Source organism: Streptomyces sp. NPDC002779 (assembly GCF_042888685.1).
In the GTDB taxonomy this organism is placed as follows: domain Bacteria; phylum Actinomycetota; class Actinomycetes; order Streptomycetales; family Streptomycetaceae; genus Streptomyces.
In genome coordinates this window covers 596,149-619,235 of the sequence record NZ_JBIAQC010000001.1, presented here as the reverse complement: position 1 = coordinate 619,235, position 23,087 = coordinate 596,149, and the positions used below count along the sequence as shown (strand labels likewise).

Genomic DNA, 23,087 nt, shown 5'->3' with positions numbered 1-23,087 from the left:
TCCGTTGTGCTCTTGCAAGACTTCGTTGCCCCGGTCACTGTTGTCAATGTCCGTTGATCACGGGTCAGTTGGGGCTGAGGAGATTGGCGCGAAAGTGACGGTGCACAGGATGCGGCGGCCCCGGATCAAGCCGGAGCACCGGGCGTACCGGACGGTCGAGGGCCATCTGCGGATCGGCAGCGTCGTCCACGGCATCGGTGCCGAGGTCAAGGATCCGGACGGCTGGGTGTGGACGCTGGTCGAGGCCATGGACGGCACGCGCAGCGCCGCGGACGTCGTCGCCGAGGTGACCCGCCGCCACCCCGAACTGCGGCTGCCCGCCCCCGACATCGCCCAGGCGATCACCGACCTCACCATGGCCGGTTACGTCGAGGACGCCGGCGCCCCGCCCCCCGCCGAGCTGTCCGAGGACGAACGCGAGCGCTACAGCAGGGGCATGACGCTGCAGCGCTGGATGGACCTCCGGCCGAGACAGAACCCCTGGGAGCCGCAGCTGCGGCTGCGCCGTGCCCGGGTCCTGCTGATCGGGGCCGGCGGGACGGGCGGGGCCGCCGCCCGGGACCTGGTGGCCTCCGGCGTGGGGCGGCTGCACTGCGTCGAGCCGGACGTCGTGGAGCTGTCCAACCTCAACCGGCAGACCCTCTACCGCGAGTCGGACCTCGGCGCACCCAAGATCGACGCGGCGCTGACGGCGTTGCGCGCCCTGAACCCGCACCCGACGGTCACCGGCGAACGCCGTGAGGTACGCGGCCCGGCCGACCTCGAGGAGCTGCTGGCCGACGGCTCCGGCACGGGTGCGGCGTACGACGTGCTGCTGCTGGCCGCCGACCGGCCCGCCGCCATCCGCCGCTGGACCAACCAGGTCTGCCTGGCCTCGAACACACCCTGGGCCGAGGCCGGTTACCGCGGCCCCCTGGTGAGCGTCGGCGTCTTCACCCCCGGCCGGGGCGCGTGCTGGGAGTGTCTGCGCAGCGCCGAGATCGAGCGGCGCGATCTGCGGCTCGCCCCCGGCCAGGACGAGGACGTCGCCTCGCCGCGCATGCCGTGGAACCCGGTCAACGCCGTGACCGCCGGCCTCTCCGGCAGCCTCCTCGCCCACGCCGCCCTCGCGCTGCTGTGCGGTGTCCCGCGGATCGACCCCGGATGCCGCTTCGGCCTCAACCTCATGCTGCCCGGCGACCCGGTCCTGCAGCGCGCTGACCGCCGTACCGACTGTGCCGCCTGCCGCCCGGAACCGGCGGTGAGCACCGGCCCGCAGGAGCCCGCGTGACGGACACCGCGGCGGAGGGCCGCCCCCGTATCGAGCCGTCGACCCGGGTCCGGCTGCACGACCTGGCGGTACGGCGCGACCGGGACGAGTGGATCGTGGGCCGGATGGCCACCCGCACCTTCGTCGCCCTGCCCGCCGCCGGGGCCCGCGCGGTGGAACTGCTGGGCGAGGGGCTGAGCGTGGGCCGCACGGCTCAGCGGCTGCGGGAGGAGACCGGTGAGGAGTTCGAGATCCCGGACTTCGTCAGGGATCTGACCGCGCTCGGGTTCGTGGCACGGATCGGGGACCGCCCGGTACCGGACCCCGAACCGCCGCGGGCGACCCTGCCGTGGCTGCGCCCGGCCCATGTCCGCCTCGCCCTGCACCCGGTGCTTCCGGTGCTCGTCGGCGTGCTGATCACGGCCGCCGTCGTCGTGCTGCTGCGCCGCCCCGATCTCCTTCCGGGCTACCGCGACCTACTGTGGAGCCCGCACGGCAGCCTGGTCCTGCTCAGCGGGGCGGCGGCCGGGTGGACGCTGCTGCTGGCCCACGAGCTGGCGCACCTGGTCACCGCCCGCGCCGCGGGCGTGCCGGGGAGGATGCGGCTGGGCACCCGGCTCCAGTTCCTCGTCATGCAGACCGACATCAGCGGCATCGAACTCGCCTCGCGCAGACACCGGCTGACGGCGTATCTGTCCGGCATCGCCCTCAACCTGTCCGTGGCCTCGGCCCTGATCCTGGTCCTGGCCGGGACGGACCCGGGGACGACCGCCCACCGGCTGCTCGCCGCGGCCCTGCTGCTGGCCCTGCTGCCGCTGCCCTTCCAGTGCATGGTGTTCACCAGGACCGACCTGTACTTCGTCCTCCAGGACCTCACCGGCTGCCGGGACCTGTACGGCGACGGTCTCGCCTACGCGCGCTACGCCTTCCGGCGCGCGATGCGCCCCGTGCGCCGGAAGGCGTACCGCGCCGGGACGGCCGACCCGAGCACCCGGCTGCCGCCGCACGAGCGCCGGGCCGTCCGCCTCTACAGCGTCGTCCTCGTGATCGGTACGGCGGCCTGCCTCGCCTTCATGGCCGCCGTCACCCTGCCGCTCGACATCGCCCTGCTGGTCGCCGCCGCCCGGGGTATCGGGCCGGACCACGGGCTCGCGGGCAACGCGGACTCGGCCGCGGTGCTGATCGTCCTCGGCGGGATCAACGTCCTGTGGCTGGTCACCTGGTGGCGCAATCGCCGCTCACGCCGGAGCCCGGTGTAGTTCCAGCGCGGTCACCAGATGGATCTGGGCCTCCACCCAGGCCGGGACGGCCGCCCCTCGGCCATCCCGCACAGCTTCCCCTACGAGCATCAGACCGCGGTTGGTGGCGAGCGTGACCAGGGCCCGCTCCACCAGGGAGACGTCGCCGACGAACTTGCGGCTGATCCCGGCCGCTTCCTCCCCGACCACGAAACGGCGGGCGGCGCGCAGGGCGGCGAGCTCGCCGGTGTGCCGGACCTCGGCGGGCGGGCGCTGGAGCTGCTCCTCGGTGACGGTCACTTCGCGGTCACCTCGGTGAGGTCGGCGAGCAGCTCGGAGGCGATGACCGGATCGAGCCCCGCGAACGTGAGCCCGTTCTTCCGGTTGTGCCAGTAGTCGTCGGGCATCGTGTTCAGCCATACGGCGTTGAAGGTCTGGTCGCCGAGCATGTCGACGGCGCCGACGGCGATACCCGGGTCGAGGTCGATGACGAGGTACCGGCCCTCGTCGATCCGCCGGTGGAACCAGCGCTCCACGCCCGCGTCCTGCGGGGTGCCCCGTTCCCAGCCGCGCTTGGTGAGCCCGAGGAGCTTGCCGACCGGCACGGTGGCGCCCTCGAAGCGGGCCAGCCGCTGGTCGGCGGCCTCCTCCTCGGTCAGGGCGTGCACGGCACGGCCCAGCTGCGGGAAGGGCTGCAGGATCTCGTAGCCGGCGAACAGCTCCGACCAGGCGGCCAGTTCGGCACCCAGGTGCAGCGGATGGGCCAGCCGGACGCTCGCCTCCTCGGGCAGCGTCAGCTCGTCGTCCCGGACGTCGGCGAACGTACGGTCCTCCGCGACCCGGAACGCCGTCACCGCGCCGTCGGCCTCACCGAGCCAGACCAGCCGCCGCACCAGATGCCACACCAGCGGATGGGCGACGAACAGGTCCCGGAACTCCCCGGCCGTCCAGGTGCGCTGCGACACCATCGCCGCCTCCAGCCGCCGTACCTGGTCGGCGGCGACCGTACGGACGTCCTTCTTCAGCGCGGCGAACCGCTTGCGCTCGGCCGGGGCCAGCTCCGGGTCGTCCTTGGCGGCCGGGGCGGGCAGGGCCTTGCGGTGCTTGCCGTCGGCGTCGCGGACGTAGGGCCGCAACTGCTCGTCGAAGCCGACCGTGAACCGCCGGGTGCCGTAGTCGATGACCGTGCTGCCGTCCGCGTCCAGCCCGAAGTCCGGCACCAGCCGGTCGCCCAGCTGCTCGGCGCTCAGCCCGAGTCCCTCGGCGACCTCGGCGATCTTCTCCTGGGCGCGGGTCTTCAGCGCCTTGAACGGCACCCGCTGGGCGATGCCGTGCAGATGCAGCAGCGCCACATCGCTGCCGATCGCGGCGAGGACGTTCAGCCCCTCCACCGCGCGGTGGTGGGCGGACTCGCCGGGCCAGGCGCGCACCACGGGCGTGAGCCGCCGTACGGTCTCGTCGTCGCCGAGCCAGCCCAGGGCGTGCAGCGCCCAGCTCTCCTTCGGGGGCATGCCGGCCAGCCGCCACTGCTCGAACAGGCCCCAGGCGAACGCGGCGAGCGAGTCGGCGGTGCAGTGCTCGGTCAGCACGTCGAGGCCGGGGTAGACATCGCCGGGCTTGGACAGCGCGAGGACGGTGAGCGCGTTGCGCACCGCGTCGGCGGGCAGGGCGCCGCCCTCCTTGAGCAGGATCTGCGGCATCAGCGCGGGCTCGGCCCAGGCGCCGACGGCCGGCATCCGCGCGGGCAGGGCGCTCTCCAGCGGATCGGCGGCCAGCGCCTCGGCGACGATGTCCGCCGTCTCAGGCCCGCATTCGGCGGTGGCCGCCAGCACGGCCTCGCGGCCGTGGGCGTCCGCCAGCAGGCGCAGCGCCCGCTCGGCGCCCCGCCGGGCGATCCCGGCCTTGCCCACCGCGTGCGGGAGCAAATAGGGGACCGTGGCGAGGCCGTGCCGCTTCAGCCAGGCGCGGGCAAAGGCGTCGGCGGACTTCAGCCGGGCCAGCCAGTCGCTGACCAGAGCGGCGACCCCGACGCTGAGATACGGCATGACCAGCATGCTCAGGGTGGCCGGGTGCCGGGTCGCGGCGCGCAGCATCAGCGGCAGGGCGTCCGTCCCGAACCGCGCGGCCACCGGCTTCAGCGCTGCCTCGCCGTCCCAGTAGTCCTCGGGGGCGCAGTGCGCCAGCAGCGGGCGGACCACGTCCGCGGGCGCGGTGACGAACAGCCGGGCCGCGCGGACGTCCGCCAACTGCCCGCCGTTCTGCAGGGCGTTGATCTCCTCCTTCCATTCGTACGTGCCCCGCCACTTGGAGTACCAGGAGGTGACCCCGGCCCAGCGCTGCTGCTCGTCGGGTTGCCAGACGACCCGCGGCTCCGGAACGAGAGGCGCCTCCGCCGCCACGCGCGCCTTCGCGGCCTTGCGCTGCTTCGCCCACGGCGGGCTGACCAGCAGCGCGGGCAGGGCCTCGGCCGGCGCCTCGGCCACCCGGTCCCGGCGGGCGAGCCGCGGCTCGACGTACTCGGCCACGTGCGCGGGAAGTCGGGGCAGCACCGCCGCGGTCAGCTCCGGGTGCGCCTGGATGTGCGCGGCCAGCAACTGCCCCACCATCGAGGCGTTCTTGGCCGTACCGGTCGCCGCCGCCCCCATCAGTCGCAGCGCGCGCACGGGCCAACGCCGCATCGCCTCCATCAGATACGGCCGTACGTTCTTGTCCTCGACGCGGGCCAGCAGCACCCGGAACGCCTCGTCCGTCGGCAGTTCCACCAGGGCGGCCGAGAAGGTGCGCACCCGGTCGGAGCCGTACGCCTGCTCGACGCCCTGCTCCAGCACGGGTGCGATGTGCCCGCCCACGCCCTCGGCGAGCGAGGCCACCATCGGCATCCCCCAGTCGTTCCAGCCGAGGCGGAAGGAGGTGCCCACCACACGGTCGAGCTGCCCGGGGGAGTTCAGCGAGCACAGCAGCATGGCGCGCAGGGTCTCGTCGATCGTGTCCGCGTCCGCGCAGGCGTCCTCGACCCAGTCGTGCTCGGTGGGCACGACGTACGACACGACGACCCGGCGGCGCACGCTGTCCCGGCACTTCTCCAGCACGGTCACGGCCTGCCGGTAGGCGTCCTCGTCGGCCACGGCCAGCAGGTCGCGCAGCCGGTCGGCGAAAGCGCGGGCCCAGTGGCCGTCCGCGGTGGTCCCGCCGACGCGGAAGCCGATCCAGGGGTCCTGCCGCTGCGAGCCGTACTGGATCCAGTGCGGCTCGACGTCGAAGTACTCCACCACGGCCCGCGCGGCGAAGGGCAGGCCGTACTCAGTGGCCCAGGCGTCCACGAACACGCCGTCGGGCAACTGGTAGTGCATGGTCAGCGACGCCAGGGCGGCAGCCCCGAGCGGGTTGCGACTGCCGTTCAGATGCGCACTCAGGGCCTCGACGATCCGCGGCTCGCTCTGCGGGGCGGCGAGCATCTCCTCGATCCAGCCGGCCTCCTCCTTGCGGCGGCGGGCGACCGACTCCAGGGCGTCCGCACGCAACGGAGGCACCGTACGCGGGATCCCGCCGCGCCTCGGGTGGACGAGCCGGCGCCAGGAGGCCGGCATGACGAAGGTGTCCTCGTCCGGAGCCTGCGCCGGGTCGGCAACCGCCGCGGTGGCCGCCGCCCGCTCGGCAACCATCACCTCCTGGTACCCCTTGCGCTCCTTCTCCGCGATCACCTTCGCCAGATACGCCTCGGCCGCCTCCGCCGAGGCCAGCTCCTTCGGCTGTGTGCGCCCCTGCGTCCCGACCCGTCCGTAGCGCACGGTGACCGTCGTCCCCTCGGCCTCCGCCTCCCAGAACTTCGCCGAGCCGTCACCCGCAAACTCCCAGCGCCGCACAGCCCCTCCCCTCCGTCCGGCCCCCCGGCCGACCGCTCGATCATCTGGCTGTCACCGTAGCCGCCCCCACTGACAGTGACCGTCCGCAGCCCGCGGCGCCCGAACCCCGGGCACTTGAACGGCTGGGGGCCCGTCACGGCCCCCGCCCGTCACAGCCCCCCGACCACCCGCGCGCACACCTCCGCATACGCCCGTACCGCCGCCCGCCCCCCGTCCTCCCGTCGCCATGCCAGCGCGTACCGGCTCGGTGAGAGCCCCCGCACCGGACGGGTCGTCACCCCGCCCAGCGTGATCAGCGGAGCGTTCCCGGTGGCGACCAGGCAGACCCCGAGCCCCGCCACCAGCGCCTCGTACGTCTCCTCCGTCCCCGCGATCTCCGCGCCGATCAGGGGCGGACGCCCCGCGCGTTCGTCCATCGCGAGCCAGTGGTCCCGCAGCGGTCCCGCGCTCGGGGGCAGCGCGAGGAACGGCTCCTCGAAGAGGTCGGCGAGGTCGATCTCCGCGTGCCCGGCGAGCCGGTGGCGCTCCGGGAGGGCGACCAGCCGGGGCTCCTCGGCGACCACGACCCAGTCGTAGCGGCCCGTGTCGGGCAGCGGCAGCCACACGAAGGCCACGTCCGCCTCACCGTCCGCGAGCCCCGCCGTGGGATCGTCCCAGCTCACCTGGCGCAGCCGCAGCACGGTGTCCGGGTGCGCGGCCGTGAACCGGGACCGGATCGCGGGCAGCAGTCCGCCGCGTCCGGGACTGGTGCTCATCCCCACCACCAGCGTCCCGCGCGCCGCGGCCCGCGCCGATTCCAGCGCCGCCGACCCGTCCGTCCAGGCGTCCAGCACTCGCCGGGCGTGCGGCAGCAGGGCCGTACCGGCCGGGGTGAGCGTGACGCCCCCCGGCCCCCGGTGGAACAGCGCCACGCCCAACTGCCGTTCCAGCGCGCGCACCTGCTTGCTGAGGGCGGGCTGGGAGACGTACAGGCGCTCGGCGGCGCGGGTGAAGTGCAGTTCGTCCGCCACCGTCACGAAGTAGCGGAGGTCGCGCACATGAACGTCCGTCGTCATGCCCATCGGTTATCACCGTAGGTCTTGGACAGGCAACTCGCCCATCCCACAGCCTTGTTCACGCAAGCCGACTGCGACTGACGGGACCACGGGGAGCTGTGATGAACAAGGTGTGGCTGATCACGGGTGCGAGCAGCGGGTTCGGCCGGGCGATCGCCGAGGCGGCGCTGGCGGAGGGCGATGTGGTGGTCGGCGCGGTACGGCGCCCGGAGGCGCTGGACGAGCTGGTGGCCGCCCATCCGGACCAGGTGGAGGCGCTGCGCCTGGACGTCGGCGACACCGCCGCCGCCGAGGCCGCGGTCCGGGACGTCCTCGCCCGGCACGGGCGGATCGACGTCCTGGTCAACAACGCGGGCCGCACCCACGTGGGCGCCTTCGAGGAGACCACCGAGCAGGAACTGCGGGACCTGTTCGACGTGCACGTCTTCGGACCGGCCGCCCTCACCCGCGCCGTGCTGCCGCACATGCGGGAGCGGCGGTCCGGGGCGATCGTGCAGATGAGCAGCATGGGCGGGCAGATGTCCCTGGCGGGTTTCTCCCTGTACAGCGGGACGAAGTTCGCCCTGGAGGGCATGTCCGAGGGGCTCGCCGACGAGGTCGCGGAGTTCGGGATCAAGGTGCTGATCGTGGAACCGGGTGCCTTCCGCACCTCGCTCTTCGCGGCGGACCGGGCCGGGGCCAGCGCGGACAGCGGGCTGTACCCGAAGGTGAGCCGGACCCGAGGCTTCGTCTCCGGCGGCGACGGCTCCCAGCCCGGTGACCCGGCGAAGGCCGCGGCCGCCGTCCTGGCCGCGCTCCAGGCCGAGCGGACCCCGCTGCGGCTGCCGCTGGGAGCCGACGCGGTGGACGCCGTGCTCGGTCATCTGGACCAGGTGCGCGAGGACGTCGTCGCCTGGGAGAAGCACACCCGCGCGACCGCGTTCGACGAGTAGGAACAGCCGGGACCAGGGCCCCGCGCGGGATGACCGCATGTCATGTCTGGCACATGGCACGTGTGTTACGTCCGTGCAGGGCCCTTGTGCAATTCCTGTGGAAGCCTCAATCTTTCGGCGGGTGCACCGAGTCCGCCCGGGATGCAAGTTGACATGATCACGCCCATTCGGGCGGTCTTCGGCGTGCCTGCACCGCCCCCCACCAGCGCACCACCGATTGAGGAGGACCCCTCAGATGGCAGTGATGCGTTCTACCCGGCGAAGACTGGCCGCGATCAGTGTGGCCGCCTCCGCGGTCCTGACCGCGGGCCTCGTCTCCGCCCTCCCCGCCGGCGCCGCCCCGACCGCCGACGAGGGCCGTGTCCTGTACGCGGGCGCGGCCAACGCCGTTGCCGAGAGCTACATCGTGACCCTCAAGCCGGAGGCCCGCGCGGGCTCCGCCGAGGGCCGGGCGCTCGCCAAGAAGTACGGCGCCGACATCGAGCGCACCTACACGAAGGCGCTCAACGGCTACGCGGTGGACGCCTCCGCGGCCGAGGCGAAGAAGTTCGCCGCCGACCCGGCCGTCGCCTCCGTCGTGCAGAACCGTACCTTCAGCATCACCGCGACCCAGCCGAACCCGCCCTCCTGGGGCCTGGACCGGGTCGACCAGCGCAACCTCCCGCTGAACAGCTCGTACACCTACCCGGACACGGCCGGGCAGGGCGTGACCGCGTACGTCATCGACACCGGCGTCCGCATCACCCACAGCGACTTCGGCGGCCGTGCCTCCTACGGCTACGACGCCGTCGACAACGACAACACCGCCCAGGACGGCCACGGCCACGGCACGCACGTGGCGGGCACGGTCGCCGGTACCGCCTACGGCGTCGCCAAGAAGGCGCGGGTCGTCGGCGTCCGGGTGCTGAACAACTCCGGTTCCGGTACGACCGCGCAGGTCGTCGCCGGTATCGACTGGGTCGCCCGGAACGCGGTCAAGCCGGCCGTCGCCAACATGTCCCTCGGCGGCGGGGCGGACACCGCGATCGACACCGCGGTCCGCAACGCCATCGCCTCCGGCGTCACCTTCGCCGTGGCGGCGGGCAACGAGTCCACGAACGCCTCGACCAGGTCCCCCGCACGCGTGACGGAGGCCATCACGGTCGGCGCCACGACCTCGTCGGACGCGAGGGCCAGCTACTCCAACTACGGCACGGTCCTCGACCTGTTCGCGCCCGGCTCGTCCATCACCTCGGCGTGGAGCACCAGCGACACCGCCACCAACACCATCTCCGGTACGTCGATGGCGACCCCGCACGTGGCCGGCGCGGCAGCGCTCCACCTGGCCGCCAACCCCGCGGCCACCCCCGCGCAGGTCGCCTCGGCCCTGACGACAGCGGCCACCCCGAACGTCGTCACCAGCCCCGGCACCGGCTCGCCCAACCGGCTGCTCCACGTCGGCGGCGGCACCACGAACCCGCCCGGACCGCGCTTCGAGAACACCGGTGACTACACGATCGGCGACAACGCCACGGTCGAGTCCCCGGTGACGGTCTCCGGCGTCTCCGGCAACGCGCCCTCCGCGCTGGCGGTCCAGGTCAACATCGTCCACACCTACATCGGTGACCTCCAGGTCCAGCTGATCGCCCCCGACGGCACGGCCTACACCCTCAAGGCCTACGGCACCGGCGGCAGCGCGGACAACATCAACACCACGTACACGGTGAACGCCTCCTCCGAGGCCGCCAACGGCACGTGGAAGCTCCGGGTCAGCGACAACGCCACCTACGACACCGGGCGGATCGACGCCTGGGCGCTCCAGTTCTGACGCTCACCGTTCGCTGAAACTCGTCCTCGTCGCACGGCCTGGGATCCGTTCCCCGGCCCGCGGCGAGGACGAGTCGCGTTTCCGGGCACGGCGAAAAAGGGCTGCCTGGATCGTCCCCTTTGCGGCCCGCATTCCGCGCCCGCCCCGGCCGCGCTTACCATGCGCGTGCATTCCGTCGTACGTCAGTTCCGCGCCGCCCGGCCCCGCAGCCCGGCCCCGCCGCCCGAAACAGGAGCACGGTCCTCGTGTCGATACCCCCGCCCCACGGGCCCTACCAGCCACCCGGGCCCCAGGACCCCGCGGGACCCCAGGGACCGTACCCGCCGGGCCCGTACGCGCCGTACCCCTACCACCCCTACGGGCCCTACGGGCCCTACGGCCGTCCCGCGCCCGTGAACGGCGTCGCCATCGCCGCCCTGGTCCTCGGCATCCTCTGCTTCCTGCCGGCCGTGGGCCTGGTCCTCGGTCTGGTGGCGCTCGGTCAGATCAAGAAGAAGGGCGAGCGCGGCAAGGGGATGGCGATCGCCGGTTCCGTGTTGTCGTCCGTCGGGCTCGCGCTGTGGACGGTGACGCTGTCCACCGGTGTCGCCTCCGACGCCTGGGAGGGCTTCAAGGACGCGGCGAGCGAGGATGGCACCGCCTACGCCCTCGCCGAGGGCGACTGTTTCGACTCCCCGTCCGGCTCCCTGGAGGGCGCCACCTACGACGTGGAGGAGGTGCCGTGCGCCGGCCGGCACGACGGCGAGGTGTTCGCCGTCGTCACGCTGCCCGCCGGACCGTTCCCGGGCGACGACTCGGTGACCCGGACCGCCGAGGACAAGTGCTACGCGCTGGAAGCCGAGTACGCCATGGACCCCTGGGCCGTACCGGACGACGCGGGCGTCTCCTATCTCGTCCCGACCAGCCGGAGCTGGCGCTTCGGCGACCGCGAGATCACCTGCCTGTTCGGCAGCACCGACGACAAGGGCACCCTCACCGGTTCGCTGCGCAACGACGAGACCACCCTGGACGCGGACCAGATCGCCTTCCTGAAGGCCATGAAGGCCGTCGACGACGTGCTCTACGAGGAGCCGGAGGACTTCCCCGAGGACGACCTGCCGGTCAACCAGGACTGGGCGAAGGACGTCGAGGCCGTGCTCGGCGAGCAGATCGAGGCGCTGGAGGCACACGGCTGGCCGTCCGCGGCCGAGGAGCCGGTCGCCGGCCTGGTCGCGGAGATGGAGGACGCCCGCACGTCCTGGGAGAAGGCGGCCGCCGCCGAGGACGCGGACACCTTCTACGAGCACTACGACACCGGTTGGGAGTACGTCGACGGCCCGACGACAGTCACCGCGCGCGAGGCTCTGGGCCTCGCCACCACCGTGCCGTCCTACGACGAGGAGTACGACGACGGGAGCGAGAGTCCGGGCAGCGGGGGACTCGATGTGTGATCGCGGCTATAGCGGGGAGAAAGTGCCTGCGTAAAGGCTGCTGCGGGCAGAAGTCATCACATCGAGTGATTCTCTGGCCTTTGCTTGCATGGCACAACCCACGGTTGCCACGCTGTTGCTGTCTGTACAACCTGATGGGAGCGGCCAGTGACATTCGGTGAGCAGCCGGCGTACCTGCGTGTCGCGGGTGATCTCCGCAAGAAGATCGCCGACGGTTCGCTGCCACCGCACACCCGCCTCCCCTCCCAGGCGAGGATCCGCGAGGAGTACGGCGTATCGGACACCGTCGCCCTGGAGGCGCGCAAGGTGCTGATGGCCGAGGGCCTGGTCGAGGGCCGCTCCGGCTCCGGGACGTATGTGCGCGAGCGCCCGGTGCCCCGCCGGATCGCCCGCTCCGGGTACCGCCCCGCCGGCGGGGCCACGCCGTTCCGGCAGGAGCAGGCCGACGGCGCGGCGCGCGGCACCTGGGAGTCCAGCAGTGAGCAGGCCGAGGCGAGCGTGGCGGTCGCCGAGCGGCTCGCCATCAAGCCCGGCGACCGGGTCATGTGCACCCGCTATCTCTTCCGCGAGGCCGGTGAGGCGATGATGCTCTCCACCTCCTGGGAGCCCCTCGCGGTCACCGGCCGCACCCCCGTGATGCTGCCCGAGGAGGGCCCGCTCGGCGGCATGGGCGTCGTCGAGCGGATGCGCGCCATCGACGTCATCGTCGACAACGTCACCGAGGAGGTCGGCGCCCGCCCCGGCCTCGCCGAGGAATTGCACGCCCTCGGCGGCGTCCCCGGCCATGTCGTCGTCGTCATCCAGCGCACCTACTACGCCTCCGGCCGCCCCGTGGAGACCGCCGATGTGGTCGTCCCCGCCGACCGCTACCGGATCGCCTACCACCTGCCCGTAAAGTAGCGCACAACCCCGGGGCAGTTGCCCCCGGCACCGACCCAACCCGCGCCCGTTCCACGGGGGTTGGAATCTGGTCGTTCTCGCAGGTCGTCCCCGATGTGTCCGGCATGCCGCTGACTTGATGCGTCGGCGTGCGCGGGGGGCGCGGTCGACCCCGTGCGCCCCCTGTGCCCTGGCCGGTTGCGTACCTCTTTGTAAAAAGCCGTATTCGCTGCGTAAAGGTTAGGCGTAGGCTCGGGCATATGCGGATTGCGGTTTCCTTGGCGGGCGGGGCACGGCACAGGCCGCGAGCGGGACTCGGGCCCGGTGCGGGAAGGAGCGGTGGGGCGTGATGAACGACAGCACGATCACTCTTCCCTGGCTCGTCATACGACAGGACGACAACGGCAATCGGTACCGCGTGGGCCGGTACGCGACCCGGGCCGAGGCCCAGAAGACCGCGGACAGCCTCGACTCCCGCGGCCACAAGCAGCTCTACTGGGTCGAGCGGATCGCCCAAGGGGGCACCGACACCGCCGACTGAGGTGCGCCCCCCGGTTCCCGTAGGCTCCGGCGCATGACGGAACCGATCGTGGTGGTGGGAGCCGCCCTCCTGGACGACGGCCGCCTCCTCGCCGCGCGCCGCAGCGCCCCGCCCGAGCTGGCCGGCCGCTGGGAACTCCCCGGCGGCAAGGTGGAACCGGGCGAGACCCCGCAGGCGGCCCTGGTCCGCGAACTGCGCGAGGAACTCGGCGTGGAGACGGAACCGCTGGAGCGGGTCCCGGGCGAGTGGCCGCTGCGCGCCCCGTACGTCCTGCAGATCTGGACGACCCGCCTCCGCCCGGGCTCCCCGGCCCCGCAGCCCCTCCAGGACCACGACGACCTGCGCTGGCTGACCCCCGCGGAACTGTGGGACGTGGAGTGGCTGACCCAGGACGTCCCGGCGGTACAGCAGATCGAAGGGCGCCTGGGACTCCCTTAGGGGCGCGGGGAACTGCGACAAGCCACGACGGCGCCGCACGCGCACCACCACACCACCCCGAGTTCGCAGGCGCACTCGGAACACGGCGTACGCCGTTCGTGCTCCAACGCCCCCAACCCGGCGATACGAGATCCCAAAAATCGGGTATGTGCCCATTAACCCCGTGAAATAGGACACGCTGCCTGGGAAGTGATCGGTGTGATCGACACCGAAGGCGACTGCGTCGAGTGGACCTTCTCCGCCGAACCGGGCGCCGTCCGTGCCGCCCGTTCCGCCGTCCGCGGCCGACTGCACGACTGGGACCTGGACAGCCTCGCCGACATCGCGGCCCTCCTGGTCAGTGAACTCGTCACCAACGCCCTGCGGCACGCCACCGGCCCCATCGGCGTCCGCCTGGTCCGCCCCGCCCGTCTGGGCGGTGTCCTGCTGGTCGAGGTCTCCGACCCGATCCCCGGCTTCCCGCGCGAACGGATCGCGGCCCCCGAGGACGAGAGCGGCCGCGGTCTGCAGTTGGTCGCCCATTCCTCGCGCCGCTGGGGTACCCGCCCCGGGGGCGCCGGGAAGACGGTCTGGTTCGAGCTCGCGGTGCCCTGAAACGGGTCCGGACGCTGTACGGTCCGCCGGGCCCTGTAGACGGACTGGTTCAGGCCACTGGCGGCTGTCCGAGTCGGTGATTCGACAGCGTGTCGGCTGGTTAGAAGAGTGGAAGTGTTTCCGCGGTCCGGTCCAAAAACGATCGGGAACGTGCTGTGATCGTGAACACCGTGTCGTGCGGCGCCGTAGTGCTGGATACTGCGGGCAGCCGCCTCCGGTGACCGGTGCCGGACGCGGTGAGCTGGAGGGGACGGTTCGCGTGAGCGAGATACCAGCGAAGGCCACGGAGTCCGAGGACCCGTCGGGCGGCGCGAGGGCGGCGGCCACGGCTGCCGACAGGGGCGCCGCGGCCGACGTGACGCGCGCCTCCGGCGACGAACCGGCCTCCGACGGCATCTGGCAGAGCAGCCCGCCCGGCTCCATGTACGACTACATCCGGGTCGCGTCCTTCTCCATCGGCCCCGACGGTCTCGTCGAGCAGTGGAGCCTGCGCGCCGAGCAGCTGTTCGGCATCCCCGCGGAGCGCGCCGTCGGGATGGACCCCATCGCGGCGTTCATCGATCCCGACCGGCGCGAGCAGGGCCACCGCAAGATGGCGGAGATCCTGGACGGCCGGGAGTGGACCGGAGTCGTCCCCTTCCGCAAGCCGGACCCGGAGACCGGCGGGCGCGGCGAGGAGGCGCTCGCCGAGGTCTACGTCATGCCGACGCGGACCGAGGAGGGCGAGAAGGCGGCCGTCTGCATCGTCGTCGATGTGCGCACCCTGCGCAGGATCGAGACCGACCTCGCCGCCTCGCAGGCGATATTCGGCCAATCTCCCTTCGGCTTCCTGCTGATCGACACCGACCTGCGGGTGCGCCGCGCCAACCAGCGGTTCGCCTCGCTCTTCGGCGGCACCCCCGACGACCACCGGGGCAAGGGCGTCCACGACTATCTGCCGAGGCCGGAGGCGGATCGGGTCACCGCCACCCTGCGCCGGGTGCTGGAGACCGGCGACTCCATCACGGACATGCACGTCACCGGCTTCCTGCCCGAGTCGGACGAGCGCCGTCACTGGTCCATCAACCTCTACCGGGTGCACAGCGGCTCCGGCCGGCCCATCGGCATCGCCTGGCTCGGAACCGACATCACGGCCCGTCGGGCCGCCGCCCGCGAGGCCGCCGCGGCACGGCGCAATCTCGCCCTGCTGAACGAGGCCGGCGCCCGGATCGGGAACTCCCTCGACCTGGAGACCACGGCCCGCGAACTGCTCGACGTCGTCGTCCCCGGCTTCTGCGACCTGGCCACGGTCGACCTCTACCAGGGCCTGCTGGCCGGCGACGAGACCCCGCCCGGGCTCGCCGACGGCAGCGCGGAACTGCGCCGGGTGGCCTTCGCCAGCGCGGTCTCCGACGCGCCCTTCGTCGGTGGCGGCGCGGCGGTGGCGGTCGGCGCGGTCCATCACTACCCCTTCAACTCCCCGTGCGCGGACGCCCTGCGCACCGCCCGCCCGCGGTCCGTGCCCGCGGAGGAGGGCGGGCTCGTGCAGTCCACGCTGGCGGTGCCGATGGTCGCCCACGACACCGTCGTAGGGCTGGCGCAGTTCTCCCGGACCAAGGGCAGTGAGCCGTTCGGGGACCGGGACCGGGATCTGGCGGTGGAGCTGGCGGCGCGGGCGGCGGTGTGCATCGACAACGCCCGGCTGTACCGCAGGGAGCACGAGCGGGCGCTGATACTGCAGCGGTCCCTGCTGCCGCCGGGCGACCCGGTCGCCGCGGGGCTGGACATCGCCTGCCGCTATCTGCCGGGCGCCTCCTCCGCGGACCGGCCGAGCGAGGTGGGCGGCGACTGGTTCGACGTGATCGAACTGCCGGGACACCGTACGGCGTTGGTGGTCGGCGACGTGATGGGGCGCGGCCTGCGCGCCGCGGTGGCGATGGGCGAACTCCGCTCGGCCGTACGGACCTTGGCACTGCTGGACCTGGAACCGGCGGAAGTGCTCAGCGCGTTGGACGAGATCGCGCGGGGCCTCGGTGCGCCGGGAGGCGTCCAGCAGGCGACCCGCGCCGCGCGCCGCCCCCGCGAGGCCGACCTGTCCGAGGTCTACCTGGCGACCTGCGTGTACGCGGTCTACGACTCGGTGACCCGTCGCTGCACCTTCGCCAACGCGGGCCATCTGCCGCCCGTCCTGGTCGAGCCGGGCGAGGACGCGCTGATGCTGGACGTACCGCCGGGCATGCCGCTCGGGGTGGGCGGGGAGCCCTTCGAGGAGGTGGAGGTCGAACTGCCCGAAGGCGCGCTGCTGGCGCTCTACACCGATGGACTGGTCGAAAGCCGTGACCACCCCCTGGACGAGGGCCTGCAAGCCTTCGTCGGCGCCCTGACGGACCCTTCCCGTCCCCTGGAGGACGTCTGCGACCACGTCCTCAACACCCTCGACACCCACCACGGCGAGGACGACATCGCCCTGCTCATGGCCCGGGTCCAGGGCCTGCCCGCCGACTCCGTCGGCGACTGGACGCTGCCGCGCGAGCCGCGCAGCGTGGGCCGGGCCCGTGAGCACGCCCGCGGCCGGCTCCAGAGCTGGGACCTGGAGCCCTTGGTCGACACGACGGAACTCCTGGTCAGCGAGCTGGTGACGAACGCGTTGCGCTACGGCGAGGGCGACATCCGCCTCCGCCTCCTCCTCGACCGCACCCTGGTCTGCGAGGTCTGGGACGCCGGCCTGGTCCAGCCCCGCCGCCGCAGGGCCCGCGACACGGACGAGGGCGGCCGGGGCCTGCAGCTGGTGGGCCTGCTGAGCGCGGCCTGGGGCTCCCGCCGCACCCCCCGCGGCAAGACGGTCTGGTTCGAACTCCCCCTCCCCGACGGCGAAACAGGCCTCACAGACCCAGCAGAGGCCCTCCTGAGCCTCTTCTGACCCTCACCGGCGGAGTGCGAAAGCCGGCGGCGGTGAGGCCGGGGGCCGGGTAAGGGCCCCACGCCGGTCACTCGCGGCGGGTGTGGGTGTGGGGGCCGCCGTAGCTTGGGGGTGTCGGGGTGGGTGGGTCGTGGGCTTGGGCCGCCAGTTCGCGGGCTCGGCGGGCCAGGGCGTCGGCGGTGAGGTGGTCGGTGAGGCCGGGGTTGGTGGTGAGGAGGCGCCGGGCCTCCGCCAGCCGGGTGCGGGGAGTGCAGCCCGCCGCGCGGTGCGTGGCGATGTGGTCCTCCGCCGCCTCGGTGGAGCTGCGGGCCAGAAGCGCCGCGGCGGCCGCCAGCACCCCGGCCCGCCCGTCCGCGACCGGCACGACACCCCGCACGATCCGCCGCAGGGCGTCCATCGGGTCGTACGGCCCCCCGGTCACCTCTTCCCGTACCTCCGCCAGGACACCGTCCGCATGGCTGATCCGGGCGTCGGAGCGGCCCCGCTCCCGCGCCCCGGCGATCTCGGCCTCCCCGCCGGTCAGCGCGGGCGCGACGAGCCCCGCCGCGGTCGCCAGCTCCGCCGCACGGCGCTCGACGCCGTCGATGAGCACGGCGGCCTGGGCGACGGCTCCCTCGGCGGCCCGCAGGTTCCGTACGGCCCGCGCCGTCTCGCCCAGGTCCGCGCCCTGCCGGGCCTCGTTGAGCCGGGAGGTCGCGCACACCAGCCGGTCCTTGGCCAGCTCGACGTAACCGGACACCTCGGCCCCGGCCGCGGGACCGTACCGCTCGCCGAGCTCGACGAGCGTGGCGTCCGCGCTTCCCGTACGGGCGGTCAGTTCCCGGAACCGGGCCTCCGCGACCTCCAGCGCGCCGCGCGTATCCCCCTCCAGCCCGCGCAGCTGATCGAACCCGGCCGCCTCCGCGTCCAGCCGTCGCCCCGCCTCCTCGCACCGCCCGACGATCCCCGCGAGCACCTGGCGCCGCCGGGTCTCGTCCTCCGGGACGCCGTCGTCGTAGCGCTGCCGCATGCGGAAGGCGGAGGCCAGCTCGGTCTCGGCGTCGTGCAGGGCCCGCGCCCAGGGCGCCACGGCCTCGGCCCCCGCCCGGGCCTCGGCGAAGGAGAGCTCCTCCCGGCTGGTGCGCACCCATTCGTCGGCGTCGACGAGGAGCTGCCGCGCCCGTTCGTCGAGCTCGGCGAGGGGCGGACCGGCCGTCCGGGCGGGCTCACCGCCGGGAGTGGTCCGGGTGCGCGCCCGCCGGGTGCGCCGCAGATAGCCGTACCCGGCGACCGCCACGGCGGCCACGGCCGCGACGAGCGGCAGCACGAGATCACCGGCGGCGGAGTCCGCCGGTTCCTGCTGGGCGGAGGCGCTCGCCAGGGGCCGCTGCGAGCCGACCGCGACCGGAGCCTTCGGCCCCGACGTCATCCCCGGCCACACCAGCCACGCCACGGCGATCAGCACACCCACCACGGCATGCGCCACCAGCACGGATATCCGCCCGGTGGCCCGCCGAGGCCGGCCCCGGATCAAGGGTGAGGTCACCTTTCGGAGCGTATGAGGAGGAATCCGAGTACGCGACCGGGGGCGTCCGGGACACGGGCGGCGAAACCTGGGTGAGGTGAACATGTCGTGACCGGAACGTCATATGTGATTTAACTCGACGCACCCTTTTGTTTGTTGTGGAGGGGCTATGAGCGACCTACCGTCCACCAATGCGAACGCTAATCACCAGCAAGGCCGCTCGACGGGCCCTGCGTCCGATCGTTCAGCTGATCGACCAGCGCATCGAGCGAGAGGTCCGCCGCCATGTCGAGATCGCCTCGAAGGACGCGCTCCAGAAGGAACTGAGAACGCTGCGCAACCGGCAGCGTCCCCTGGAGCTGTTCTTCGACGGCACCGGGCGGGGCGCGTCCCGGCTGCCCTCGGCCTCCCACCTCAACACCACCATCTCCGAGCTGGAGCAGGTCACCGGCGCCGAACGGCAGGCCTGCGAGCGCACGGTCGCCCAGGCGTTCCGGCTGCTCATCGCGCTGGAGGCGCTCGGCGTCGGACGGATCGCCGGCGGCACCATGAACATCGTCGGCAAGCTCTCCGCGGTCCCGCTGCTCGACGCCCCGAACGACGAGATCCTCGAGATCGGCACTCTGTACGGGATGTTCGGCGCCGCGCTCATCCGGATGTCGGAGCGTGCCGGGCGGGCGCCGAGCCTGACCATCGTCGACCCGCTCGCCGGGACCCAGCTCCAGCCCGGCGCGACCATGGGCCACGACGCCTCCGGCACCCCGGTCGACCTGGCCGCCGTGCGCACCAATCTGAGCCTCGCCGGAGCGGCCGGTGCCGCCGCCCGCATCCAGCCCGGCTTCTCCGAGGACCCGGAGGTCAGGTCCCTGGTCTCGGACCGTTCCTACGGCGTGGTCATCGTCGACGGCGACCACTCCGCCGCCGGTGTCGCCGCCGACCTGGAGTGGGCGGAGCAGATCGTCGCACCGGGCGGGATCGTCGTACTCGACGACTTCGGGCACCCCAAGTGGCCCGGGATCAAGGAGGCGTTCGAGAAGCACATGATCACGGACACCCGGTTCAGGTTCCTGGGCCAGGTGGCGCACTCGGGGTACCTGCGGGCCGCCTCAGCCTGAGGACGCGGGCCGCCGCCGGATCTTGTTCCCCAGCCACACCAGCGGGTCGTACTTGCGGTCCACGGCCCGCTCCTTCAACGGGATCAGCGCGTTGTCCGTGATCTTGATGCCCTCGGGGCAGACCTCCGTACAGCATTTCGTGATGTTGCAGTAACCGAGGCCGTGTTCGTCCTGGGCGCTGCTCTTGCGGTCCAGGCCGGACTCGGCGGCGGCGTCCAGCGGGTGCATGTCCAGCTCCGCCACCCGCATCAGGAAGCGCGGCCCGGCGAACGCCTGCTTGTTCTCCTCGTGGTCACGGACCACATGGCAGGTGTCCTGGCACAGGAAGCACTCGATGCACTTGCGGAACTCCTGTGAGCGGTCCACGTCCTCCTGCATCATCCGGTACTCGCCGGGGCCGACCCCCTCGGGCGGCACGAAGGCCGGGATCTCGCGCGCCTTGGTGTAGTTGAAGCCGACGTCCGTGACGAGATCCCGGACGACCGGGAAGGCGCGCAGCGGAGTGACGGTGATCGTCTCCTCGCGGTCGAACACCGACATCCGCGTCATGCACAGCAGCCGCGGCCGGCCGTTGATCTCCGCCGAGCACGAACCGCACTTGCCCGCCTTGCAGTTCCAGCGGACGGCGAGATCCGGGGCCTGGGTGGCCTGGAGGCGGTGGATGATGTCCAGCACCACCTCGCCGTCGTTCACCTCGATCCTGAAGTCCTCGAGGCCGCCGCCGCCGACGTCACCCCGCCACACCTTGAAGCGGGCCTCGTAGCTGCTCACTCGTACAGCTCCTCTTCGGCGAGGTACTTGACCAGCTCCTCCTTGTCGAAGAGGGCGAGCAGGTCCGGGCGGATGGGGTCGGTGTGCTCGCGGCCGAGGTCGATCTGGCCGCGCTCCGGGTCGGTCGCCGCGAGACCGCCGGTGGGGTCGGCCAGCCGGCACAGCAGGTTGACGTTGCGCCAGGTGCGCTCCATGCCGGGATGGTCCTCGCGGGTGTGGCCGCCGCGCGACTCGGTGCGCTCCAGCGCGGCCCGCGCCACGCACTCGCTGACCAGCAGCATGTTCCTGAGGTCCAGGGCGAGGTGCCAGCCCGGGTTGAACTGCCGGTGCCCCTCGACCCCGGCCCGCCGGGCCCGGACCCGCAGCTCGGCCAGCTTCTCCAGCGCGTGCGCCATCTCGCCCTCGCGGCGGATGATGCCGACCAGGTCGTTCATGGTCTGCTGGAGCTCCTGGTGGAGGGTGTACGGGTTCTCCGGCGCGGCCTCGTCGGGGCTCTCCGCGGAGAAGGGGCGCAGCGCCTCGGCCGCCGCGGCGTCCACCTGGGCGTCGTCCACCTCGGGGCGCTCCACGGCGAGGGCCGCCGCGTACTCGGCCGCGTGCCAGCCCGCCCGGCGCCCGAACACCAGCAGGTCGGAGAGCGAGTTACCGCCGAGCCGGTTGGAGCCGTGCATCCCGCCCGCGACCTCACCGGCCGCGAACAGCCCCGGCACCCCGCGGGCCGCCGCCGTGTCGGACTCGACCGCGATCCCGCCCATCACGTAGTGACAGGTCGGCCCGACCTCCATCGCCTCGGCCGTGATGTCCACGTCCGCCAGCTCCTTGAACTGGTGGTACATGGACGGCAGTCGGCGCTTGATCACCTCGGCGGGCATCCGCGTCGAGACGTCCAGGAACACCCCGCCGTGCGGGGAGCCGCGGCCCGCCTTCACCTCGGAGTTGATCGCACGGGCCACCTCGTCGCGGGGGAGCAGCTCGGGAGGGCGCCGGTTGTTGTCCGGGTCCTCGTACCAGCGGTCGCCCTCTTCCTCGGACTCGGCGTACTTCTCCTTGAAGACGTCCGGGACGTAGTCGAACATGAACCGCTTGCCCTCGGAGTTCCGCAGCACCCCGCCGTCGCCGCGGACGGACTCCGTGACGAGGATGCCCTTGACCGAGGGCGGCCAGACCATGCCCGTCGGGTGGAACTGCACGAACTCCATGTTCAGCAGCGGCGCTCCCGCGAGCAGCGCCAGCGCGTGGCCGTCGCCGGTGTACTCCCACGAGTTCGACGTCACCTTGAAGGACTTGCCGATGCCACCGGTGGCGATCACCACGGCGGGCGCTTCCAGCACGAAGAAACGGCCGGTCTCACGGTCGTAGGCGAAGACGCCCGAGACGCGGCCCGCGGCGGAGCCGCTATGGGATGCTGTGTCTTTCAGCACCCTCGTGACCGTGCACTCCTGGAAGACCTTCAGCCGGGCCTCGTAGTCGCCGGTCTCCTTGAAGTCCTGCTGCTGCAGGGACACGATCTTCTGCTGCAGGGTGCGGATGAGCTCCAGGCCGGTGCGGTCGCCGACGTGCGCGAGCCGGGGGTACTCGTGGCCGCCGAAGTTGCGCTGGGAGATCCGGCCGTCCTTCGTACGGTCGAACAGGGCGCCCCAGGTCTCCAGCTCCCACACCCGGTGCGGGGCCTCCTGCGCGTGCAGTTCGGCCATCCGCCACTGGTTGAGGAACTTGCCGCCGCGCATGGTGTCGCGGAAGTGGACCTGCCAGTTGTCGTGCTCGTTGGCGTTGGCCATGGCGGCGGCGATGCCGCCCTCGGCCATCACCGTGTGCGCCTTGCCGAACAGCGACTTGCAGATCACCGCCGTACGGGCGCCCCGCTCGCGTGCCTCGATGGCCGCCCGGAGGCCCGCACCCCCGGCACCGACCACGACGACGTCCCACTCCTGCCGGTCCACCACGGACATCAGAACAACCTCGGATCGTCGAAGGCACCGGACGCGACGAGATAGACGTAGAAGTCGGCGAGCGCCACGCTCACCAACGACGACCAGGCGAGCAGCATGTGCCGGGCGTTGAGCTTGCCGACCCACTGCCACATCCGGTAGCGCACGGGATGCTTGGAGAAGTGCTTGAGCTTGCCGCCGACGATGTGCCGGCAGGAGTGGCAGGAGATCGTGTACGCCCAGATCAGCACGATGTTGACGAGGAACACCAGGGTGCCGAGGCCCATGTGGCCCCACGCGTAGTGCTCGTCGCGGAAGGTCAGCACGGTGTCGTACGTCAGGATGCCGGCGACCGGGATCGCGGCGTAGAAGAAGTACCGGTGGATGTTCTGCAGGATCAGCGGGAAGCGGGTCTCACCGGAGTACTTCTTGTGCGGCTCGGCCACCGCGCAGGCCGGTGGGGAGGCCCAGAAGCCCCGGTAGTAGGCCTTGCGGTAGTAGTAGCAGGTCAGCCGGAAGCCCAGCGGGAAGATCAGGATCAGGACGGCGGGCGAGAGGCCCCACCAGCTGCCGAAGATCTCCCAGTTGGGGCCGTTGCGCATCGGCTCGCAGTTCTCCGCGAGGCAGGGGGAGTAGAACGGCGAGACATAGGGCGCCGCGTAGTAGTCGGCGTTGGCGAACGCGCGCCAGGTCGAGTAGACGATGAACGCCAGCAGACCGGCCGCGGTGGCGGCGGGCGCCAGCCACCAGCGGTCGGTCCGCAGATGCGGGGCGGTGATCGCGGCGCGCGTACCGCTGCGTACACCGCCGCTGTTCAGATGGGGTTCCGTACCAGTGGCCAACG

The 23,087-nt window shown here is 72.4% G+C and carries 18 protein-coding genes; 11 read left to right on the top strand and 7 right to left on the bottom strand.

Going from position 1 to position 23,087, the window contains the following annotated elements:
• Nucleotides 1-94 precede the first annotated feature (94 nt).
• Nucleotides 95-1,270 carry a HesA/MoeB/ThiF family protein gene (locus ACFYW5_RS02775; RefSeq protein WP_389415127.1) on the top strand — a complete coding sequence of 392 codons (1,176 nt, stop codon included), beginning with the start codon at nucleotides 95-97 and terminating at the stop codon, nucleotides 1,268-1,270.
• Nucleotides 1,267-2,508, top strand: a complete 1,242-nt coding sequence (locus ACFYW5_RS02770; protein WP_389415126.1) for a hypothetical protein — start codon at nucleotides 1,267-1,269, stop codon at nucleotides 2,506-2,508. Before ACFYW5_RS02775 ends, ACFYW5_RS02770 begins: the two co-directional genes overlap by 4 nt.
• Here ACFYW5_RS02770 and ACFYW5_RS02765 read toward each other — a convergent pair.
• The 3 genes from ACFYW5_RS02765 to ACFYW5_RS02755 all read right to left on the bottom strand — a co-directional run bounded on the left by ACFYW5_RS02765 (nucleotide 2,488) and on the right by ACFYW5_RS02755 (nucleotide 7,411).
• Nucleotides 2,488-2,787, bottom strand: a complete 300-nt coding sequence (locus ACFYW5_RS02765) for a hypothetical protein (protein WP_389415125.1) — start codon at nucleotides 2,785-2,787, stop codon at nucleotides 2,488-2,490. The two genes, ACFYW5_RS02770 and ACFYW5_RS02765, sit on opposite strands and share 21 nt — an antisense overlap.
• Complete coding sequence (locus ACFYW5_RS02760; protein WP_389415124.1) at nucleotides 2,784-6,350, bottom strand: WGR and DUF4132 domain-containing protein; 3,567 nt, start codon at nucleotides 6,348-6,350, stop codon at nucleotides 2,784-2,786. The genes ACFYW5_RS02765 and ACFYW5_RS02760 overlap by 4 nt, the downstream gene beginning before the upstream one ends.
• A gap of 149 nt (nucleotides 6,351-6,499) precedes the next feature.
• Complete coding sequence (locus ACFYW5_RS02755) at nucleotides 6,500-7,411, bottom strand: LysR family transcriptional regulator (protein ID WP_389415123.1); 912 nt, start codon at nucleotides 7,409-7,411, stop codon at nucleotides 6,500-6,502.
• A 95-nt stretch (nucleotides 7,412-7,506) separates the two neighbouring features.
• On the opposite strand from ACFYW5_RS02755, the gene ACFYW5_RS02750 reads away from it, so the two are divergent.
• The 8 genes from ACFYW5_RS02750 (at nucleotide 7,507) to ACFYW5_RS02715 (ending at nucleotide 16,925) form a co-directional block, all read left to right on the top strand.
• Nucleotides 7,507-8,337 (top strand): oxidoreductase, encoded by an 831-nt coding sequence (locus ACFYW5_RS02750; protein WP_389415122.1) that lies wholly within the window; start codon nucleotides 7,507-7,509, stop codon nucleotides 8,335-8,337.
• Nucleotides 8,338-8,572: 235 nt separating this feature from the next.
• On the top strand, nucleotides 8,573-10,144 hold the full coding sequence (locus ACFYW5_RS02745) for a S8 family serine peptidase (protein WP_389415121.1): 1,572 nt from the start codon (nucleotides 8,573-8,575) through the stop codon (nucleotides 10,142-10,144).
• Between the two features lie 245 nt (nucleotides 10,145-10,389).
• Nucleotides 10,390-11,574 (top strand): DUF4190 domain-containing protein, encoded by a 1,185-nt coding sequence (locus ACFYW5_RS02740; protein ID WP_389415120.1) that lies wholly within the window; start codon nucleotides 10,390-10,392, stop codon nucleotides 11,572-11,574.
• Between the two features lie 147 nt (nucleotides 11,575-11,721).
• Nucleotides 11,722-12,474, top strand: coding sequence for a GntR family transcriptional regulator (locus ACFYW5_RS02735; RefSeq protein WP_389415119.1), 753 nt, complete (start codon nucleotides 11,722-11,724; stop codon nucleotides 12,472-12,474).
• Between the two features lie 328 nt (nucleotides 12,475-12,802).
• Nucleotides 12,803-12,994 (top strand): SPOR domain-containing protein, encoded by a 192-nt coding sequence (locus tag ACFYW5_RS02730; protein WP_389415118.1) that lies wholly within the window; start codon nucleotides 12,803-12,805, stop codon nucleotides 12,992-12,994.
• A 33-nt stretch (nucleotides 12,995-13,027) separates the two neighbouring features.
• Nucleotides 13,028-13,432 (top strand): (deoxy)nucleoside triphosphate pyrophosphohydrolase, encoded by a 405-nt coding sequence (locus ACFYW5_RS02725; RefSeq protein ID WP_389415117.1) that lies wholly within the window; start codon nucleotides 13,028-13,030, stop codon nucleotides 13,430-13,432.
• Between the two features lie 168 nt (nucleotides 13,433-13,600).
• Nucleotides 13,601-14,026: an ATP-binding protein gene (locus ACFYW5_RS02720; RefSeq protein ID WP_389415622.1), complete on the top strand. Its 426-nt coding sequence runs from the start codon at nucleotides 13,601-13,603 to the stop codon at nucleotides 14,024-14,026.
• A gap of 259 nt (nucleotides 14,027-14,285) precedes the next feature.
• Nucleotides 14,286-16,925: a SpoIIE family protein phosphatase gene (locus tag ACFYW5_RS02715; RefSeq protein WP_389415116.1), complete on the top strand. Its 2,640-nt coding sequence runs from the start codon at nucleotides 14,286-14,288 to the stop codon at nucleotides 16,923-16,925.
• A gap of 67 nt (nucleotides 16,926-16,992) precedes the next feature.
• Here ACFYW5_RS02715 and ACFYW5_RS02710 read toward each other — a convergent pair whose 3' ends face one another.
• Nucleotides 16,993-18,450 (bottom strand): hypothetical protein, encoded by a 1,458-nt coding sequence (locus ACFYW5_RS02710; RefSeq protein ID WP_389415115.1) that lies wholly within the window; start codon nucleotides 18,448-18,450, stop codon nucleotides 16,993-16,995.
• A gap of 170 nt (nucleotides 18,451-18,620) precedes the next feature.
• On the opposite strand from ACFYW5_RS02710, the gene ACFYW5_RS02705 reads away from it, so the two are divergent.
• Nucleotides 18,621-19,544: a class I SAM-dependent methyltransferase gene (locus ACFYW5_RS02705; protein WP_389415114.1), complete on the top strand. Its 924-nt coding sequence runs from the start codon at nucleotides 18,621-18,623 to the stop codon at nucleotides 19,542-19,544.
• On the opposite strand, the gene ACFYW5_RS02700 is transcribed toward ACFYW5_RS02705, so the two are convergent.
• From ACFYW5_RS02700 to ACFYW5_RS02690, 3 genes are read right to left on the bottom strand one after another with little or no spacing between them, the layout of a single operon-like run.
• Nucleotides 19,536-20,315: a succinate dehydrogenase/fumarate reductase iron-sulfur subunit gene (locus tag ACFYW5_RS02700; RefSeq protein ID WP_389415113.1), complete on the bottom strand. Its 780-nt coding sequence runs from the start codon at nucleotides 20,313-20,315 to the stop codon at nucleotides 19,536-19,538. The two genes, ACFYW5_RS02705 and ACFYW5_RS02700, sit on opposite strands and share 9 nt — an antisense overlap.
• Nucleotides 20,312-22,264 carry a fumarate reductase/succinate dehydrogenase flavoprotein subunit gene (locus ACFYW5_RS02695; RefSeq protein ID WP_389415112.1) on the bottom strand — a complete coding sequence of 651 codons (1,953 nt, stop codon included), beginning with the start codon at nucleotides 22,262-22,264 and terminating at the stop codon, nucleotides 20,312-20,314. The genes ACFYW5_RS02700 and ACFYW5_RS02695 overlap by 4 nt, the downstream gene beginning before the upstream one ends.
• On the bottom strand, nucleotides 22,264-23,085 hold the full coding sequence (locus tag ACFYW5_RS02690; RefSeq protein ID WP_389415111.1) for a hypothetical protein: 822 nt from the start codon (nucleotides 23,083-23,085) through the stop codon (nucleotides 22,264-22,266). Before ACFYW5_RS02690 ends, ACFYW5_RS02695 begins: the two co-directional genes overlap by 1 nt.
• Nucleotides 23,086-23,087 lie beyond the last annotated feature (2 nt).